The sequence below is a fragment of the Candidatus Methylacidiphilum fumarolicum genome (assembly GCF_949774925.1).
GTDB classification, from domain to species: domain Bacteria; phylum Verrucomicrobiota; class Verrucomicrobiia; order Methylacidiphilales; family Methylacidiphilaceae; genus Methylacidiphilum; species Methylacidiphilum fumarolicum.
In genome coordinates this window covers 1,191,388-1,211,008 of record NZ_OX458932.1, presented here as the reverse complement: position 1 = coordinate 1,211,008, position 19,621 = coordinate 1,191,388, and the positions used below count along the sequence as shown (strand labels likewise).

11 protein-coding genes and 1 tRNA gene are annotated in these 19,621 nt (G+C 41.5%); 10 read left to right on the top strand and 2 right to left on the bottom strand.

The window, feature by feature from the left end:
- Window positions 1-58: 58 nt before the first annotated feature.
- The 8 genes from QOL44_RS05525 (at window position 59) to treZ (ending at window position 12,832) form a co-directional block, all read left to right on the top strand.
- A complete protein-coding gene (locus tag QOL44_RS05525; RefSeq protein WP_009058724.1) occupies window positions 59-772 on the top strand; it encodes a metal-dependent transcriptional regulator in 714 nt (237 codons plus the stop codon).
- A 45-nt stretch (window positions 773-817) separates the two neighbouring features.
- Window positions 818-2,131, top strand: coding sequence for an Nramp family divalent metal transporter (locus tag QOL44_RS05520; protein ID WP_009058726.1), 1,314 nt, complete (start codon window positions 818-820; stop codon window positions 2,129-2,131).
- Window positions 2,132-2,213: 82 nt separating this feature from the next.
- Entirely contained in the window at window positions 2,214-4,178 is a 1,965-nt protein-coding gene (glgB, locus tag QOL44_RS05515) for a 1,4-alpha-glucan branching protein GlgB (protein ID WP_009058728.1), read from the top strand.
- Complete coding sequence (locus QOL44_RS05510) at window positions 4,156-5,601, top strand: ATP-binding protein (RefSeq protein ID WP_009058730.1); 1,446 nt, start codon at window positions 4,156-4,158, stop codon at window positions 5,599-5,601. The genes glgB and QOL44_RS05510 overlap by 23 nt, the downstream gene beginning before the upstream one ends.
- 11 nt (window positions 5,602-5,612) lie before the next feature.
- Window positions 5,613-7,007, top strand: a complete 1,395-nt coding sequence (locus tag QOL44_RS05505; RefSeq protein WP_009058732.1) for a sigma-54-dependent transcriptional regulator — start codon at window positions 5,613-5,615, stop codon at window positions 7,005-7,007.
- A 337-nt stretch (window positions 7,008-7,344) separates the two neighbouring features.
- Window positions 7,345-7,426, top strand: a tRNA-Leu gene (locus QOL44_RS05500).
- 72 nt (window positions 7,427-7,498) lie between these two features.
- Window positions 7,499-10,906 carry a maltose alpha-D-glucosyltransferase gene (gene treS, locus QOL44_RS05495; RefSeq protein ID WP_009058734.1) on the top strand — a complete coding sequence of 1,136 codons (3,408 nt, stop codon included), beginning with the start codon at window positions 7,499-7,501 and terminating at the stop codon, window positions 10,904-10,906.
- 75 nt (window positions 10,907-10,981) lie between these two features.
- A complete protein-coding gene (gene treZ, locus QOL44_RS05490) occupies window positions 10,982-12,832 on the top strand; it encodes a malto-oligosyltrehalose trehalohydrolase (RefSeq protein WP_009058735.1) in 1,851 nt (616 codons plus the stop codon).
- A 102-nt stretch (window positions 12,833-12,934) separates the two neighbouring features.
- On the opposite strand, the gene tnpA is transcribed toward treZ, so the two are convergent.
- The gene (gene tnpA / locus QOL44_RS05485; RefSeq protein ID WP_219804461.1) at window positions 12,935-13,351 is read right to left on the bottom strand and encodes an IS200/IS605 family transposase; all 417 of its coding nucleotides are present in this window, start codon (window positions 13,349-13,351) and stop codon (window positions 12,935-12,937) included.
- A gap of 48 nt (window positions 13,352-13,399) precedes the next feature.
- Here tnpA and QOL44_RS05480 point away from each other — a divergent pair, with 48 nt between their 5' ends.
- Together QOL44_RS05480 and QOL44_RS05475 are read left to right on the top strand one after the other, a co-directional pair.
- Window positions 13,400-14,410: an RNA-guided endonuclease InsQ/TnpB family protein gene (locus QOL44_RS05480; RefSeq protein WP_079199608.1), complete on the top strand. Its 1,011-nt coding sequence runs from the start codon at window positions 13,400-13,402 to the stop codon at window positions 14,408-14,410.
- On the top strand, window positions 14,389-15,021 hold the full coding sequence (locus QOL44_RS05475; protein ID WP_283401207.1) for a transposase: 633 nt from the start codon (window positions 14,389-14,391) through the stop codon (window positions 15,019-15,021). The genes QOL44_RS05480 and QOL44_RS05475 overlap by 22 nt, the downstream gene beginning before the upstream one ends.
- A 582-nt stretch (window positions 15,022-15,603) precedes the next feature.
- Here the strand turns inward: QOL44_RS05475 and treY are convergent.
- Window positions 15,604-18,432: a malto-oligosyltrehalose synthase gene (gene treY, locus QOL44_RS05470; protein ID WP_045086904.1), complete on the bottom strand. Its 2,829-nt coding sequence runs from the start codon at window positions 18,430-18,432 to the stop codon at window positions 15,604-15,606.
- Between the last annotated feature and the right edge of the window lie 1,189 nt (window positions 18,433-19,621).

The window sequence follows — 19,621 nt, the reverse complement described above, 5'->3', positions numbered from 1 at the left end:
AGAAAAATCATTTTTCTTTTAAATTTTTAGGATAATCTAAAATATTAAGCAATAATCCATGAAGAGAACAAACAGACAATCAACTATACAACTTAGCACTTCTCAAGAAGATTATCTCAAAGAAATCTTTCTCCTTTCTGAAAGAGGAGAGCCTGTCACCACTTTAGCGCTAGCACAAAAAATTGGGGTCAAATCTGCCTCCGTCACCGATATGATCAAAAAGCTAGTGGAACTGGGATTAGTTCAAAGAAAACCCTATCAAGCCATCTATCTTACTGAAGCAGGCAATCGCGTAGCTTTAGAAATCCTTCGACATCACCGTCTCCTGGAAACGTTCCTAGCAGAAAAATTGGGCTACCGTCTCGATGAAGTACATGGAGAAGCTGAACGGTTGGAGCATGTCATAAGCGAACAATTTGAAAAAGCGATCGCTCGGATGCTTGGTCATCCTCGAAGGGATCCTCATGGCGACCCTATTCCTACTTTTGACCTGGTGATGCCAACCGACACCACTGAAAGAACCCTTTACTCTCTTAAAAAAGGAGATAGAGCTCAAATTACAAGAATCATGTTACAAGACAGACAATCCTTAAAACATTTCAAGACCCTTAACTTGCTGCCAGGCACCATCATCACAGTCTTAGACAAATTCGAAGACTGCATGCAGCTTTCCATCTTGGGACAAGAACAAAAACCAATAAAAATTCCTCTATCTATAAGTGAAGAGATCATGATTGTCCCTTCTTCCTTAACAAGCGGAAAAACCCAATAACTTTTAAACATATCTTCTTGCTGCGGTCTTCTTCATTAAAGATAAATGAAAAAAACAGAAAGAGAATTTCAGCTAAAACGTTCTCAAATTGATTCTTGGGTCATACAAAGAGCAAAAGAAATTCTTGAAGGAAAAGAACCCAAAATAATAAACAGGTTTTTTCCTTTCATTGGACCAGCCTTCATTGCAGCCATTGCCTACATCGATCCTGGAAACTATGCTACCAACATAGAAAGTGGCTCAAAATATGGATATACTCTTCTGTGGGTGGTCTTTTTTTCTAACCTGATGGCAATATTTATCCAATGGCTTTCTGCAAAAGTAGGGATGGTTACTGGGAAAAACTTACCTGAATGGATAAGAGATTCAATTCAAAGCCCCTTTTTTAGATATTTTTACTGGATTCAGGCTGAAATCATGGCGATAGCCACGGATCTTGCTGAATTTATCGGTGCCGCTATCGGCTTTAAAATTCTTTTTGGTTTTCCTCTCATTTGGGGTGCTTGTCTAACTGCAATCACCACTTCCATCATTCTTTATCTACAAAAAAGAGGTTTCAGACTGATGGAACTAATCGTTGGTGCTTTCGTAGGGATAGTCGCCCTGTGTTACTTGCTCGAATTGTTTATAGCTCACCCAGATAGAAGTGCTATCCTTTATGGATTGTTCATTCCACATTTTCAATCTCCTGAAAGCATCTATTTGGCAGCCGGTATTCTTGGAGCCACTGTCATGCCCCATGCTATCTACCTTCATTCCGCCTTAACCCAAGACAGAATTTCTACAACTGATTGCTTAAGCAAAAAAAAATTACTTCAGTATTCTTTGGTGGATGTTTTTTTGGCCATGGGGATTGCTGGCGGTGTTAATATGGCCATGTTGATTGTTTCTGCAGCCATTTTTTATCAAGGGAATATCGCTCCTAATGGTTTGGAAATGGCTTATCAAACCCTCATTCCTGCCCTTGGTTCTTTTGCATCGACCATTTTTGGACTTTCTTTGCTTGCTTCAGGTATTTCTTCATCCGCTGTAGGAACGCTAGCTGGACAAGTAATTATGCAAGGCTTCGTTCATTTTACCTTTCCAATATGGTTTAGAAGACTCTTTACCATGTTACCAGCGATCTTTTCTATTTTACTCGGCATAGACAGCACCAAACTCATGATTTTTTCTCAGGTGGTACTAAGCTTTGGGATCGGCTTTGCGCTGATCCCTCTCCTCCTTGTGAATCAAAATAAGACCATTATGGGAGTATTCAGCGCAAGTCCCTTAGTATCTATAATAGGATGGACCATCGCTCTCTTTATCATTCTGCTAAATATATTTCTTTTAGTAGATTCAATATCGAAAATTTTTTAAAATTACAAACCGGTGACGATTTTATCTGTTCATTCCATACAAATAATAACTATTTAGTGAGAGTAATTTAAAACAATCCGATATGAATAATAACACCTCAAAGCCTCTTTTGCCTTCTTCTAAATCTCATTCTCCTAGCCTTTTTAGCGATCTAGACATCCATCATTTTAAGAATGGAACCCTTTACAATCTTTACGAAAAATTAGGATCCCATCTTACAAGTTGGGAAGGAGAAAAGGGAGCGTACTTTTCGGTGTGGGCTCCCAATGCTGCATCGGTCTCTGTAATTGGTAGCTTTAACCAGTGGGATCCAAAAGCAAATCCTATGGTTTCCAGGGAGGATCAAAGTGGCATATGGGAAATCTTTATTCCTGGGGTAGTCAGAGGAGATCTTTATAAATACTATATTAAGTCCAAAGCCAACGGAATTGTTACGGTCAAAGGTGATCCTCTTTCTTTTTTATGGGAAACTCCTCCCAAAAGTGCATCTATTGTTTGGAATTTAGATTACACATGGCTCGATAAAGAATGGATAGATAACAAAGAAAAAAACAATTGTTTAAATTGCCCATGGAATATTTACGAAGTGCATCTTGGATCATGGCAAAGAAAAAAAGAAGAAGACAACAGGTTTTTGACTTATAGAGAGATCGCCCCTCTGCTAGCCAAGTATGTCAAAGAAATGGGCTTTAGCCATGTCGAATTCCTCCCAGTAATGGAACATCCATACTATGGATCCTGGGGATACCAGTGCTTGGGTTATTTTGCTCCTACCAGCCGCTTTGGGACACCTCAAGATTTTATGTTTCTTATTGATTATCTGCACCGAAACGGTATCGGGGTGATTCTAGATTGGGTTCCTTCTCATTTTGCCACTGATGGGCATGGTTTAGGATTATTCGATGGAACACACCTTTATGAACATGCTGATCCCAGACAGGGCTATCATCCAGACTGGGGAAGCTATATTTTCAATTATGGAAGATATGAAGTTAAAGAATTTCTAATTAGCAGTGCCCGATTTTGGATCGAAAAATATCATGCAGATGCTTTGAGAATTGATGCGGTTGCTTCAATGCTTTACCTCGATTACTCTAGAAAGCCCGGAGAGTGGATTCCCAATAAATATGGAGGAAACGAAAATCTCGAAGCCATAGCTTTTCTTCGCACCCTAAGCGAAACCCTTTATCAAGAATTTCCTGGCATACAGCTTATTGCTGAGGAATCGACGGCTTATCCGTTGGTCACACGACCTGTATATGCCGGAGGTCTTGGGTTTGGCTTCAAGTGGAACATGGGCTGGATGCATGATACTCTCTTTTATTTTTCTCTTGATCCCATTTATAGAAAATATCACCAAAATCGGCTAACATTCAGTGCCTGGTATGCTTTTCAAGAAAACTTTATTCTTTCCCTATCCCATGACGAAGTAGTGTATGGAAAAGGCTCTTTGCTAAGGAAAATGCCTGGTGATACCTGGCAAAAATTTGCAAATTTGCGAGCCCTATTTTCTTACATGTACTTTTTTCCTGGGCATAAACTGATCTTTATGGGTGGAGAATTTGGTCAATGGGATGAATGGTATCATGAAAAAAGCCTTGACTGGCATTTGGCCATTGATGGATTCCACAAACAGCTACAATCAATGGTGAAATACCTTAATTTCCTTTATAAATCCGAAAAAGCCCTCCACGCTAATAATTTCTCTCCCAATGGCTTCTATTGGATAGACTTTTCAGATTATGAAAAAAGTATCATAAGCTTCATAAGAAAATCTCCTGACGAAAAAGATCATATTCTTTGTGTTTTTAATTTCACTCCTGTTCCACGGCTCAATTATCTAGTAGGGGTCCCTTTCGATGGATTTTGGAAAGCAATTTTCAATAGCGATGCCTCGGAGTATGGCGGCAGTGGTTTAGGCCTTACAAAAGGAGAAATAGCTTCACCCCTCGTTTGGCAAGGCCAACCATATTCTCTTTCTCTTACCCTCCCTCCCCTTGCTTGCATTGCCTTTAAAAAAACGCATGAAGATAAGCTCAAAAATTAAACTTGCCGCTTTCCTTCTTTTCATCATTATCGGCACACTTGGATTTGAAATGGCTTGGGTCTCTGCTTTATCCTTAAAAAATATCCGACAGATTCAGCTTCTTTCTGAAAAAATTCGATTGCTAAACGAAATCAAATTGCTTGGATACAAGTTAATCAAAGAAATATCCGATTATATCGATGGCCAGAACCCTTATGATAAAACTGACTATTTCTATTTTTCTACTCTCATAAACGAAAAGCTTGTTTCGATTGAGTCTCTTTTTGCAGATAAGGAAGAAAAGACTGCCTTTGAGGCTATTAAGGAGCAGTGGAAGAATTTGAGTAGCTGTAGTTTAGGCATCCTCGAAGAGGCTACAAAATTAACAAGCAAAGAGCATTTGGAAGCCAAGAAAGAGGAAATAGAAAAAAGGGAATATTATAAGTTTGACAAAATAATCGCTGACTTTCAAAACAGGGTCTATTTACAAGCAATTAATAGTATCGCAGAGAAAGAACAACAGTTAGTGCGCTTTAGTCAGACTGTTTTCCCTCTCAGCTTCCTTTGCAGTGGAGTTATTCTATGGTTAGTCTATAGATGGCAAAATCTCGGCATTTCTCTTCCTTTGCAAAAATTGATCGAAGTTGTTGAAAATGGAAAAGCAGAGCCCAAAAAAATAATATTCCCCTCATTCCATGGAGAAATAGGAAAACTGTCAGAGGCCTTCGCTCATCTTTTTGAAAAGATTGACAAATTTCAAAGCAAACTTATTGAATCAGAAAAAATAGCCTCGATTGGAGCTATGGCTGCAGCTGTTGCCCATGGAATTAAAAACCCTCTTTCGAGCATACGGGCTTTAGCAGAAGTCTCTTTGCTTCAAGACAATCTGGATGAATCCGCAAAAGAAACTCTAAAAGAAATCATAAAAGAGACGGACACCCTTAACAACAGGATTAATCATCTTCTTTCTTACACGAAACCATCAGTTCCAAATCGCCATCCAACCAATCTGAATGATCTATTGAGGGCACTCATTCCTAGTATTGCTCGAACCCTACCAAAGGCTATAACCATCGATTTGCAACTGGATCCTTCCTTACCACCCATCCTCTCTGATTCCTCGCAAATTGAACAAGTAATTATAGAGCTGCTTACTAATGCTATCAACGCAAGTGAAAAAGGCGGTTTAATTCAAATAATCACTCGCTCTGATCCCGTTCAAAAAGAAGTCCTTCTTGAAATTGTTGATCATGGCAAAGGCATTCCTAATGCTATCATCGACACAATCTTCCAACCATTTTTCACAACATCTACAGAAGGAACTGGTTTAGGTCTTGCTATTGCTAAAAGATATTCCGAACAAAATGGCGGACTATTGACCATACAAAGTGAAGTAGACAAAGGGACTATTGCAAGTATTAAGTTTTCAAGCTTTAATGGCTAAGGATAAAACCAATGGGGCTTACTGTTCTTGTTGTTGAGGACGAAAAGAATCTGGCTCTTTCTTTAAAACGGTTTTTGGAAAACAAAGGCCATGAGACCACCGTTTGTTTCGATGGAGACATAGGCTTAAGCCAATGTCTAGAAATGAATCCTGAGCTGCTTCTCGTTGACTGCCGCTTGCCAGGAATGGGAGGCATTGAGCTTTTAAAAAAGGCAAAAGCCCTTAATCCAAATCTCTATTCAATTGTTTTTACGGCTTTTGGGTCGATCGAAGATGCTGTGGAAGCCATTAAGTTAGGATCTTTTGATTATATCCAGAAGCCGATTGATCTTCAAAGATTAGGACAATTAATTCTAAAAATAGAGGAAACCGTTCGGTTAAAAAGAGAAATTGACTATTACCGAAAACGAGAAGAAACGGAGTTAATTGGCTCTTCTCTAGCTATGACTCGTGTTAGGGAAACAATTCAAAAACTTGTCGCCCTTTCTTTGGACAAGTCACCTCCAACCGTATTAATCACTGGTGAAACTGGAACCGGTAAAGAAGTCGTCGCCCGCCTACTCCACCGAAAAAGTTCCCGATCAGACAAAGCTTTTATTCATGTCAATTGCATTTCTCTTCCAGATAATCTCGTTGAAGACGAGTTGTTTGGACATGAACAGGGTGCGTTTACGGGAGCTAGAAATGCAAAGCCTGGCTTGATGGAAGCAGCCGATAGGGGAACGCTTTTTTTGGATGAAATCGGAGATTTTCCGATTAATCTGCAGGGGAAATTACTAACAGCCATAGAAAGCAAAAAAATTCGTCGCTTGGGCAGCGTGAGGGACAGGGAAATTGATCTTTGGATTATTGCTGCGACAAATAGAAATCTAACAGAAAAAGCCAGTTTAGGATCATTCCGCCCCGACCTTCTCTACCGACTGAACGTTGTTTCCATCTATTTACCTCCTTTAAGAGAAAGAAGAGAGGACATTGCCGAGCTTTCCAACTATTTTCTTAGAAAATACGCTGCTCAATATGGAAAAAATATTCAAGGATTTGAGAAAGAAGTAATAGAGACTTTTCAAAACTACAATTGGCCTGGAAACGTTCGCGAACTTTCACATAAAATCGAGCAGGCCGTCTTATGGTGTGAAGACAATCTCATTAGCTTACGACATATTGATGCAGTCTTAAAAAAAAGGTTTCAAAACAATAGCTTCTTACCTCAACCTTTCATTGATAAAAAAGAACTCATAAAGTGGCTACTGAATGAACCATTCTCTTTGAAAGCATTTGAAGGAGAGTTAATAAAAACGGCTCTGGAAAAGACGCAAGGGAATTTTTCTCAAGCAGCACGCCTTTTAGGGGTTACTCGAGACTGGCTTAGGTATAGAATTGAAAAAAATATGTTCGATTCTGATTGAACTTCTGCTTGCCTCCAGTTTTACGATATCGGCAAAGTATGAGACATATAGGAATGCTAGGACAAATAAATGCTTTCCTTGAGAATGTTATGGATTCCCATCCTATTCAGAGAATGGGAGAAATATCTTCTATATTCCATCTATTTTTTTTGGCTTGCAAAGGAGCATTCATAGATCTAGTATAAAAAAATTGGAATAGTGTGTAGGCATCCTGTCTTAGCAGGGATAACTGATATAGAACCATATCGGGTGCTTGCTAAGCGTTCAATTCCAATAGGGATTATGGAATTTTAACAAATGATTGAAAGTTTATAGAAAAAAGCCGATTGTCTTTTATGCACTCGTGGCGGAATCGGCAGACGCGCAAGCTTGAGGTGCTTGTGGGTTTACCCGTGGGAGTTCGAGTCTCCCCGAGTGCACTTTTTATACGATAGATGTTTTTCTTCCCTTCAAATTCCTTTCTCATTTAAACTTTAGTCCAGCTGGCATGTATGGACAGCCAATCTTTCAACAGAACAACGCATAGGCAACTAGTAGAGAAATCGGAATACGCTCCACCTCCGCTTTGGTGGAAGGATGCCATCATTTATGAAGTCCATGTCAAATCATTTTTTGATGGCAACGATGATGGGATTGGTGACTTCATAGGAATGACTCAAAAACTGGACTACATCAAGTCGATTGGAGTGAATGCCATTTGGTTATTGCCTTTTTATCCTTCTCCTTTGAAAGATGACGGATATGACATATCTGATTACTGCGCTGTGCATCCAGATTATGGAGAGCTAAAAGATTTCAAAATTTTTTTAATGGAAGCTCATAAGAGAAACTTAAGAGTGATCACCGAGTTAGTTATTAATCATACATCTGATCAACATCCATGGTTTCAAAGGGCTAGGAATTCTCCTGCGGGGAGCAATTACAGAAACTATTATGTCTGGAGTGATAATCCGGAAAAATTTAAAGAAGCTCGAATAATTTTTAAAGACTTTGAATCCTCCAATTGGACATGGGATCCTGTGGCAAAAGCTTATTACTGGCACCGCTTTTATTCTCACCAACCGGATTTAAACTTCGATAATCCTGAGGTTAAAAAAGAAATTTTTAAAATTATCGATTTTTGGCTTGGAATGGGAGTCGACGGGTTGAGATTAGACGCAGTGCCTTATCTTTTCGAAAGGGATGGGACCAGTTGTGAAAATCTGCCTGAAACTCATCAATTTCTTAAAGAACTCCGCAGCTATGTTGACACTCATTATGCGAATCGGATGCTTCTTGCAGAAGCTAATCAATGGCCAGAAGACGCCGCAGCATATTTTGGTCAAGGGGACGAATGCCATATGGCCTTCCATTTCCCACTCATGCCACGGATTTTTATGGCGATCCGAATGGAAGAAAACTATCCTATAGTGGATATTCTAGAACTAACCCCCCCTATTCCCGATTGTTGCCAATGGGCCACTTTCCTTCGCAATCATGATGAATTAACCCTAGAAATGGTCACCGATGAAGAAAGAGACTACATGTACAGGGTTTATGCGAAAGAATCTCGAGCAAAACTCAATCTAGGAATTCGGCGAAGACTTGCTCCTCTCCTCGACAACAACAGAAAAAAAATGGAACTCATTTTTACGATTCTCTTTTCTCTCATGGGTTCACCAATCATTTACTATGGGGATGAGATCGGCATGGGAGATAACATCTATCTAGGAGATCGCAATGGAGTTCGAACCCCAATGCAATGGTCTGAAGAAAAAAATGGGGGCTTTTCAAAGGCTAATCCTCAACGACTCTATTTGCCACTGGTCATAGATCCTGAGTATCACTACCAGGCCGTTAATGTGGAATTGCAACAAAACAACCTCTCTTCCTTTCTTTGGTGGATCCGTCGGGTGATTAGCATGCGGAAAAAGTATCTAGCGTTCAGTCGTGGAAGCATAGAAATCATCGATCAAAGCAATCCTAAGGTTTTAGCTTTCATTCGAAAATACAAAGAGGAGATCCTATTGGTTGTTATAAATCTCTCCCGTTTTACTCAAGTTACGGAAATCAGTCTACCTGATTGTATAGGCTATATTCCAACAGAAACTTTTGGTAAAGCTACTCTACCAAAAATAACCGAAAACCCTCTTCTATTTGTCCTTTCTCCCTATGCTTACTTCTGGTTCTCTCTCAATCCATCCTATGACTCTTCTCATCAACAATTGGAAAGAGTTTCAACAATTGCTCTTGAAGAGGTCCCTTTGCCATCCTTTTGGTTAAGTTCAGAGGGGGAACGTTTTGCTTCTAAAGTCCTGCCCTTATACCTTTCTCAGTTTAAGTGGTTTAACCTTCTGGGCAAAAAGCTGTTGAGGGTAGAAATCCAGGACGCAATTGAATTAAACGCCCTCCGGTTTTTAGGAGAAGACATACAGTGTGTGTTGTTTGCTTTTTATTATGATGTAGGAAATCCAGAACCATTTTTCTTTTTTCTGAAAAAAAATGAGCAAAAAGACGTTGATGAAATCGGAAAGAAAAATCCAGAGTGCGTGTTTTGCAAATTCAAAGAGAAGGAACAGGAGGGACTGCTTATTGATGCGATGTATGAATCGATATTTCGTTCCTGGATGCTTGATTGGATTGCCTCCGGTAGACATATAGACTTAAGAAAGGGTAAGGTGGTGGCAAAGCCATCTTCAAAACTTAAAGAAACTTGTAGAGAAGGACAACTCCCCATTTCCTCTCAAGTGCTTCCTGACAAACAAAGAAATTTGTTAATCAACTTTGAAAATAAAATAATGTGCAAGTTTTACAGGCCCCTAAACGAGGGTATCAACCCTGAAATAGAAATTTTAGAATATCTAGAATCTAAAGAAAGCCTTCCTTTCTTCCCTAAGTACCTTGGAAATGCTGAGTTTTTATCTACAGATGGGACAGTCCATTCTTTATGCTTGGTAGAAGAATTCATTCCTAATCAAGGGGATTGCTGGCAGCTGACCCTCGATTCTTTAAGTCGATATTATGAGAGAGTCCTCGAATCAAAACAGTTTTTTTCATCTCCTAGAGATCTCCTAAAGATGGATCCTTTACAGTGGCCATCCGAATGTAAGGAAATCCTGGAAGGAACTTATGTTGAAAAATTACGGGCGATCGCTGAAAAAACTGCCATGATGCATAATTGGCTTTCAGCTGAAAACAAAGATCCAAACTTCTCTCCTGAACCGTTTACAACATGGTATCAACGTAGCCTCTTCCAATCAGCCATGGAATATCTTTTGCGTCTCCAAAGACAATTGTCAAAAAACAACAAGGATTTAAAAGACAAAGAAATTTTAGGCTTTTATGAAAAAATAGATGTCATTGAAAAACAACTTCAACAGATTCTCATTGCTGGCAATTACGGGTTAAAAATTCGGATTCATGGGGATTTTCACTTACAACAGCTTTTGTATACAGGAAAGGATTTTGTAATTATCGATTTTGAAGGAGAAACAGAGATACCATTTAGCCAGAGAAAGTTAAAAAAAACGCCGCTAAAGGATATTGCTAGTATGATCTTTTCTCTCTATTTAGCAGCATTTTCAGCTCTTGAATCCTCCCTGCTGATTTCTCAAGATAAGCCATGGCTAGAAGACATTTCGCTCTGCTGGCATAGGTATGCTACAGCCGTTTTTGTCAATCGATACTTAGAAGTAGCAAAGTCTGAAATCCTTCCACAAACAAAAGAAGAAAAAGAAAGGTTGCTCCATTTTTGCTTGCTAGAAAGGGTGCTCTATGAAATAGAATATTCTTTGAAAAGGTCTCTAATGAAAGAAGCATCTTTTTTATGCAAAGCAGTTCTGTCTTTTCTTAATTTTCCATTAACTTTGATCAGCCAACCAAAAAACAATGCTAATGGCTCAGAATCAATGAAGAAGTAATTCAATAAGGACCGTTCTTTTTTCTCTCACAATGACAGAAGAATAACTTTTTTTATAGGACATAGTTCAAAGATAATGAACATGTTGTCTTCTATAATTCCAGTAGGATCAATTTGTTCTGATGATGCAGTCTCTTTTGTTGTATGGGGCCCTTTCCTTTCGGATTGCGCTATACACATATACGAGCCAGAAGATCTAACCATCCCTATGGAAAAAGATAGTCGAGGATATTGGAGGGGTTTACTAAAAACCCACGAGAAAAAAAACAGAATTCGATATAAATACAGAATCAATAAGCTAAAAGAATATCCCGATCCAGCTTCTAGATATCAGCCATACGGTGTTCATGACCGATCTGAAGTTATCGATTTTTCAGCAATTAAAAAGTGCGAAATCACTGAAAAACGACCCGCTTTAGATGACTACGTTATCTATGAATTGCACGTGGGAACATTCACTCCACAAGGAACTTTTGAGGCAATCATACCCAGACTACCAGTCTTAAAAGAATTAGGAATAAATGCTCTAGAACTTATGCCTATTTCGCAATTTCCAGGAAAAAGAAATTGGGGATATGATGGGGTTTATCCTTTTGCCGTTCAGAATAGTTATGGAGGGCCATGGGGATTGCGCAAATTAGTGGATAGTTGTCATCAGATAGGCATGGCAGTGGTTCTTGATGTTGTATATAACCACTTAGGTCCGGAAGGGAATTATCTTAGTCAATTTGCTCCTTATTTTACCCAAAAATATAAAACACCCTGGGGAGAGGCCATTAATTATGACGATGCTTTCTCTGATGAAGTTAGAAATTTTTTCATATATAATGCTCTTTTCTGGTTTTCTGAATATGATATAGACGCTTTAAGGCTGGATGCCATTCATGCCATTTATGACGAAAGCGCGTATCTTTTTCTTGAGGAATTAGCCGATAAAACAATAGAATTTTGTCACACATTCAATAAAACCCATTTCCTTATTGCCGAAAGTGACAGGAATGATCCCAAATTCATTTATCCGAAAACCCTTGGTGGCTGCCATCTCCATGGACAATGGTGTGATGATTTTCATCATGCTCTGCACGCTTTTATAACCAAGGAAACAAAAGGATATTATTCTGATTTCGGCTCTCTTTCACATGTTGCAAAAGCTTTTAAGCAAGGATATGTCATTGATGGTTGCTATTCTTCGTATAGAAAACGCAAGCATGGAAGAAAACCCCAACATGTCAAAAGAAGCCAACTAATCGTTTTTTCTCAGAATCATGATCAGATCGGAAATAGATATTTAGGAGAAAGACTTTCTTGTCTAATTGATTTTAGTGAACTCAAAATGATTTGTGTGTTAACTCTTCTTTCAGGCTTCATTCCTCTTTTGTTCATGGGAGAAGAGTATGGAGAAAAAAATCCTTTTCTCTACTTCGTCGATCATGGGGATCCCAATCTTCTAGAAGCGGTTCGAAAAGGAAGACTGAAAGAGTTCGCAGATTTTCACGGAGACAAAGAAGGATATGATGCAACAAAACAAGAAGCTTTCAATAAATCTATTATTAATTGGGAATTAAGGACTGAAGGGACACACGCCATCCTATGGAAATTGTATCAGCATACGATTGCATTACGCAAAAAATATAAATCTTTAATATGCACTGAAAATATCTCTCCTATTGTAAATTTTAATGAAGAAGAAAAGCTCTTTTTCTTTCTATTTAACAACAAACAGGAAAGCCTCCTTGGAATAACTAACTTCGACTCAGTAGAAAGGAGATATTTGATCGAGGAAGAAGTCTATCCATTGGGAAAAATTCTTGATCTAGCGGATGAAAAATGGAGTGGACCTGGATCTATTTCTCCTGATCAATTATTTGCTTCATCCACATCTATTCCAATCAGTCCAAAAAACATCGTTCTTTACTATGGATGTTGAAATTTCTTACCACTGAATACGGTGGATAGCCATCAATTCTACCCCCTCTGGCGGCCAGTGCTCCAGCCAGAGCCTTGGGCTTGGCTGGTGGTGAAGGCCGCCCTATTCCGGCGTTTCTTGCCGTTCGATGTACTGTTTGAGGACGGTTAATGGGGCACCCCCGCACGTGATAATGCAGTAGGAACGGCTCCAAAGAACTGGCTTACGATAGAAATGGGCGACCGTTGTGGCAAACTCTCTGCGGAGAAGTCTGGAAGAAGTTGTCTTGAGATTGTTCAGGAAGCGGCTGAGTCCAAGATTTGGTGGCAACGCAACCAGCAAGTGAACGTGGTCAGATTCTCCGTTGCACTCAAGCAGCTGTCCGCCCCATCCATCCCAGCGCATTTCCGCAATAGCACGCAACCGGTCAAGCATGGGGCGGGTGAGCGCCTTGCGGCGGTATTTTGTGATAAGAACTAAATGGTAGTGCAGCGCGTAAACGCAGTGATCCAGAACGTGCAAACGCACTTGACCTGTCATTGCACTAAATGATAGACCATATTGCTGGCCACTGTCCAGCGTCGCCTCATGATGATCGCATCACCCGCTGGTCTTCCCGTTCTGGGCCCGGTCGAGCGCAAGGTCACCTACCGGCTCTATCCATCCAAGACCGTCCGGGATGAGCTTTTGCGGACTCGGTGGGTCCATTGCTTCCTCTGGAACCTAGCTTTGGAGGAGCGCAGGCGGGCGTGGAAGGAGGAAAAGCGGCGTATCGGTTTCGTCGAGCAGTGCCGATGGCTCACCGAGCTCCGTTCCCGCAGCGCGCTTCTCTCCTCGATCAATGCTCAATTCGCCCAGGTAACGCTCAAGAGGTTGGATCTCGCCTTTCAGGCGTTCTTCCGCCGCGTCCGGCAAGGCGAAAATCCGGGATTCTCGCGTTTCAAGCAGGCAGGGCGATTCAGCGATTTCGGCTTCAAGCAGCACGAAGGTGACTGGCGGCTGATCGCCAGAGAGCGAAGCGCTCACCTGAAGCTTCGTCTCTCCGGCATTGGGGAGATCCCGATCCGGGGCAAGGCCCGTACTCCCGGAGAACCCAGGACATGCGAGATCTTTCTTTCCGGCGGCCGATGGCATGCGTCGGTCACGATGCGCTGCCGGCCGGCGCGGGAGCATGGCTGTGGAGCCGAGGCTTTCGACCTGGGCACGGAGCGGTTCCTGACCAGCGCCAGGTTGGAGCCGGAAAAGAGCGAGCCGGACGTTTTTGAGGTCGCCAATCCGCGCAATCTACGCAAGGCGCTTAAGAAGCTCAGGAAGCTCGGACGGACGATCTCCCGCAAGATGGAGGCGGCGATCCGCAAGCACGGGAAACGGAAGGGATTTCGCATTTCCAAGAGGTTGCGCAAGCAGTACGAGCTGCTCGCCCGGATGCACGCCAAGGTGGCGAATGTCAGGAAGGATTTCCTGCACAAGCAGAGCGCCGCGATGGTGAGACGCAGCGGACTGTTGATCACGGAGGAGCTGGAGCCGAAAAGGATGACGGCTTCGGCCCGGGCAGCCGGAAAAAGCCCGGGAAACGTGTGCGGCAAAAAGCCGGGCTGAATCGAGAGATGTTGGACGCATCGTTCGGAGCTTTCGGGGCGATGGTCGGATACAAAGCGGAAGAGGCTGGTATCGGATACCTGGAAGCACAGGCGAGGACGTTGAAGCCAAGCCAGAGATGCCACCGATGCGGCGGCGTCGTGAAAAAGACCCTCGGCGACCGGTGGCATGAGTGCGCATGCGGAGCGTCCTGCCATCGGGACGAGAACTCGGCGCTCGGGCTTCTCGACTGGGGCTTGGCGAAATGGGAGAAGGATCACGGCTTCGCCTTTCCGGGGCCGAAGGTCGTTGTATACGGAAAGGAATGGACGGGAACCGATCCATGCGTGGAGCGGGAAGCTCTGGCCGGATGGAACCTCGCTGCGGGCTGGAAGTCCGCGAGCCGAGCATACTCCGGTGAAACTGCCCGCTGGGAAGCGCGAATCTCCATCCCAGAGCCGTCAGGCTTGGATGGAGTAGTTCATGCTTTGACATACTTGAGTCCAAAGTGGTTTGATGCCGAAGACATCTGCAGACCGCCGAACGATCGCTTTCGGCTGCTTTTTAGCTACAATCAAAAAGAGGTTTGTAGTGGTGGATGCTCGAACTCTATTGTGTTAGGTAATGTCTGAGGTTCTAAGGCATCTAGCGCAGATCGTACGGCGTGCCTCAAATCAGTCTTGGCAAAGCAGACAATCAGCTTTGAACCAGTTTAGGCAGCTTTTAGTAGATTGAAGGAAGTAGCACGGAAGAACAGAAAGACCTTTTGAATTAGATTATGGTTGAAGTCATCAGCAATGGCCCCCTCTACTGGCTCTATGCCAATAACACTGCTTTTACATACTCAAAGCTACACAGCAGGAATTGATCGGTGGGTTCCATGACGTTATGGTTCATCTCTGAATCTGATAACAACTCATGAGCTTAGTTCGGTTGCTGTTGGGTTCACTACCGATTGGGCCGTGGGGACTTTCTCCGGTCGTGACGGCTCGCGTTGCTCTTACGTCGGCTAATCTAGCTTCGGACACATGCAGTTTCGAAAAGCCAGTTCCTTGACAATGATGTCCCAGTGATGTCTGTTCAAAAAAAAAATTATCATATTTCCTTTCCAAATAAAATCCAATGCTAGATATAGTTATCTAGAAGATGTCCTGCTTTCTTATTGCAGCTTCCTGTAGATAGATAAACAGAGTTAGCCAGTTTTTGTTCAAAGTCTAGTGAACACTCAATTCTGTTAACCCTCCCTTTGTAGTCTGTCCAAACCATAAACCTACAGGGAGTATGTCTAATGCTTCGCCAACATTGATTTTCTGATCCCATTTTCTTTTTTCTCCATCTACCAGCAGAGAAGACCATTCCAAAGGTGCCTCTTCAGGCAGCGTCACGATAGTATCATGCCAGGTTGCACATCCAACAGGGAATTGGCCTTCTTTGCAAAGCTCCGTGCAAAACCTTGGCACTAAAGCTATAATCCAGCAGTTAGCTTGTTGCCTAAGAAAAGCAAAAGCATTCCTTGCTTTCGACCCTTGAAAAGTCAATGGAATGTAGGATTTAGACCCGAAAACTTCAGGGAATCTCTTTCTAGCTTGTAAGCCCTTATAGGTGATCCAAAACTTTATGCGACCATCCGAACTGTTTTTTACAAGTTCTTCCACAAAGGCCTTCTCATCCCTTACCTCTATAAATTCCATTAGAATTTTTTTTCGCCAATCGAAATCAATGGGTCTGCGATTGTCTGGATCAACAAATGAAAAATCCCACAGCTCGCAGCCCTGATAAAAATCGGGGATTCCTGGAGAGGCAATTTTTAAGAGCAGTTGTGAAAGAGAATTAATAATTCCAAAATGGGCAATTTTCTTTTGAAAAGGAAAAAAGGAATCCCAAAACTTTGAATTCTTCGGATTTAAAAGATTCTCAATAAATTGGCAACATTTTTCTTCATAAGCAGTATTTGGATTTTGCCATCCAGAAAAGCTTTTTGCTTCCCTGCTGGCCTTTATGAAATATTTTTTAAATCTGTCCAAAAAAGAATCGATTTCCGAGAGGTCAAAAGGCAGATGTCCAATAAGAGACTGATATATGAAATATTCCGCATTATAATCCGGAACCCTAATGTTTCCCACTTTGGACTTTTCCGATTCATTGATTTCTGTCCATTGATATATCACCTTCTCCCAATCTTGTGGAATTTCTGAAAGTACATTTATCCTTGCTCGAGCGTCTTCCCCTCTTTTTGTATCATGTGTTGAAGTGGCATTGAAAGTAAAAGGCCACCATAGCGCTCTTTCTTTTAGAAAGGAATGAAACGTTTCTGTCGAAATCCCTAGGATGGATGGATCATTACCAACTTCGTTAAGAGAAAGTAACCTGTTGTAGACATAAAAAAGACAATCTTCGAGTCCTTTTGCCATAAGTGGGCAACTTAATTGCTGGAAGCGTTTGATAAAATTTTCTCTTTCCCGTTCTTCCTCCTCTGAAAAAGAATGTTCTATTTCCCGAAGAAAAAATTTGAGGATAAAATCCAATTCCACTGAAAGTTCTGGAAGGGTTTCTTTGGCAATATTGACAGCTTCTTCCAAAAACATTCTATCTTGTTTGCTCATTTGACCATTTGAGATATACGTCCTATAAACAGGAAAACAGGAAAGAACCTCAACAAGAGCTCTACGTATCCCATAGATAGTGACATCTGGGCCAAACCAGAGACGAGAACAAAGAGAATGCAAGATCAAAGCAATTCGGTCAAGGTCGCCAGCAAGCCTTCTTCCAATAACAAATCTTTTCTTTTCTCTTAAAAGTTCTTCATATTCTTGATCTATCCCAGTGTATCTTCGATAAATTCGATCCATAATGGGACCATTTTCTGGGTTGCAGAAAAGCTGAGTAAGAAGAGCTAAAAAATCATACCCTGTCGTTCCTTCAGTCTGCCAACCAATAGGAAGTGTTTCTTTTAACGGGCGCAGAATCTTTTCAACAATGGTATAGATCCCTGGAATTCTTCTACGTAAAGTACTTAAATATTTTTCAGGATCGAGCAAACCATCGATATGATCGATACGAAGTCCAGTAATTTTGCCTTCCTCTATTAATCGGTAAATAAGACAATGGGCTTCTTCAAAAACCTCTTCCCGTTCCATACGAACAGAAATAAGATCGTTAATGGTAAAAAACCTTCTGTAGTTAATTTCCTCCGAAGCCACTCTCCAATGGGAAAAGCGAAAATATTGTTCCGTAAGCAACTTGTCCATGAGAAGAAAATGCTCTGGCTCTGTCTTATCTTCCGAATTGAATAGCTCGATGGTCCTATCCACGCACACTCTGATCAGCGCATTCTTCGTGTAAAGTTCATTCAATATATATTTAATGAAAGAAACCTGTTCGATACGCTCTTGTCTAGATTCGGAAGCTCCAATATTCTTAAGAGTATAAACGACACCGAGGAGTTTGAGATAATCTGGATCTTTTGTATCTACCCGCTTTCGAATCGTATTTAGGACGGAAGTCAGAATGGTGGCATAGCTCTCTATTTTTAGAGGAAATTGAATATCATAATAGCGAACGTAAAAAGAACCCAAATCAAAGACTAACTTTATTTCTCCCTTGGACAAAGCTTCTCCATAATGAGGCCCAAGAAAGGGAGCAAGCACTCTTCCCTTCAAAGATTCATAAGGATGGTTCCATTCGATGTCAAAAAATTCATAGTACCGAGAATAAGGTCCATGCTCGAAAACATCCATGAGCATGGTATTTTCCTTGCTGTAGGCCATGTGGTTAGGAACAAAATCTTGAATCCATCCCATTCCCTTCTCTTTCAACTTTAAAACTATATTTTCATAGACATGCAAATCCCCTAAATCAGAATTAATCTTTGTATAATCCACCACATCATACCCATGAGAACTGCCTGGCTTAGCTTTGGTGATAGGAGAAGCATATACATCTGATATCCCCAATTGCGAAAGATAATCGATGATCTTTGCTAGTTTGTCGAAATTAAAAGACTTATTCAATTGAACTCGATAAGAGGATAATGGAATTCTCATAATGATCATTCATTAGGATAAAGAAATTCAACATAATCTATCTTCTATTTTTGAATGACAAAAGCAACTACAATGAAGAGGGAGACAAAGAATTTCCTTTAGAGTTTTTAGAAAGATTTAGCTAAAACACAACTCCTTTCAAGCTTGCTTTTAGCCTATTGTTGTGTTGAAAGAAAGGCTTTCAAAACTCCTCCCGTCTAAGAGCAGATCATTAAGGCTTAACAAAAGTGGTACTTAGCCAACAGTTTTGAAACAACAAAGAGAGGATTACAAAAAGAAATAGAGTAAAGAATCATCATCGCTATTGTGATGCCAATCTAGTTATAAAAAGAAATGGCGAACATACATTCGCCGAAGAAATTTGGTGCGCTGATTGGTTGGATCCTAAACAGCCAGCAATGATTATCGTCTAGATGGGTGTTTCTTGTCTAATGGACCCCAATAAACTGGCTGTATTCCCCCTATGAGGACTACATGCGGGGGATCAATCAAAAGACACGACGAGAACGTCGCACCAGTTTGTATACAAAAGTCTCAAGCGCTGGGCAAAAGGAGGATCTGAAGGATCAGTAGCAAGCTCTGGCAAGGTTTTATCTGGCACAAGGCAAAACGTTGGCCAAACAGCTTAGGGATTGAAAGCAGCGGACTAAACTACAAGAGAAAGAATTTCCTCATGTCTGATGGAGCTGGAGAAATGGGTCGAGATCTCCGGGATCGAGGTGACTCACAAGGACAGGCTAGTCCGGTTCGGTTTCGAATAGTTCGAGACTTTTTGCTAGTTTCATGAGACCAAAATCCCCCTCCGGCGGCATCAACGTCGGTCTCTCTGAAGTCTTCACTAACGATCATGGGAATAGGTATGGGAAATGCTTCGGCGAGTTGCTCGCCCGGTTGTCTTGGGTCCACAAGGAGAAGGGGGAGAAGCGGGGCAGGCTTCATGCGATCCGGGATAATGACAAGGACCTGTCAATGGTGCATGCGGAAATCGAGCACAAAGTGAATTCCTGCTTGCGCTAATTCCTAGCTTTACGGAAGCCATCGGAGATTCTCGACTTTCTGGGTCGCGCTTCGAGCAAAGGAATTTTCCGGCGCGTCATCCAGATGCGGACCGAGGCCTTCGGAAGCGAATCGAATTGCTAGCGCCTAGGGAGGTTCCCGGCCAGAGAGAAGGGCTATCCAGCCTATAGCT

Excerpts from the sequence above, each read along its gene's own strand:
- QOL44_RS05525 (WP_009058724.1), top strand. The coding sequence starts at position 59 with ATGAAGAGAACAAACAGACAATCAACTATACAACTTAGCACTTCTCAA.
- QOL44_RS05520 (WP_009058726.1), top strand. The coding sequence starts at position 818 with ATGAAAAAAACAGAAAGAGAATTTCAGCTAAAACGTTCTCAAATTGAT.
- glgB (WP_009058728.1), top strand. The coding sequence starts at position 2,214 with ATGAATAATAACACCTCAAAGCCTCTTTTGCCTTCTTCTAAATCTCAT.
- QOL44_RS05510 (WP_009058730.1), top strand. The coding sequence starts at position 4,156 with ATGAAGATAAGCTCAAAAATTAAACTTGCCGCTTTCCTTCTTTTCATC.
- QOL44_RS05505 (WP_009058732.1), top strand. The coding sequence starts at position 5,613 with ATGGGGCTTACTGTTCTTGTTGTTGAGGACGAAAAGAATCTGGCTCTT.
- treS (WP_009058734.1), top strand. The coding sequence starts at position 7,499 with ATGGACAGCCAATCTTTCAACAGAACAACGCATAGGCAACTAGTAGAG.
- treZ (WP_009058735.1), top strand. The coding sequence starts at position 10,982 with ATGAACATGTTGTCTTCTATAATTCCAGTAGGATCAATTTGTTCTGAT.
- tnpA (WP_219804461.1), bottom strand. The coding sequence starts at position 13,351 with ATGACAGGTCAAGTGCGTTTGCACGTTCTGGATCACTGCGTTTACGCG.
- QOL44_RS05480 (WP_079199608.1), top strand. The coding sequence starts at position 13,400 with ATGATGATCGCATCACCCGCTGGTCTTCCCGTTCTGGGCCCGGTCGAG.
- treY (WP_045086904.1), bottom strand. The coding sequence starts at position 18,432 with ATGAGAATTCCATTATCCTCTTATCGAGTTCAATTGAATAAGTCTTTT.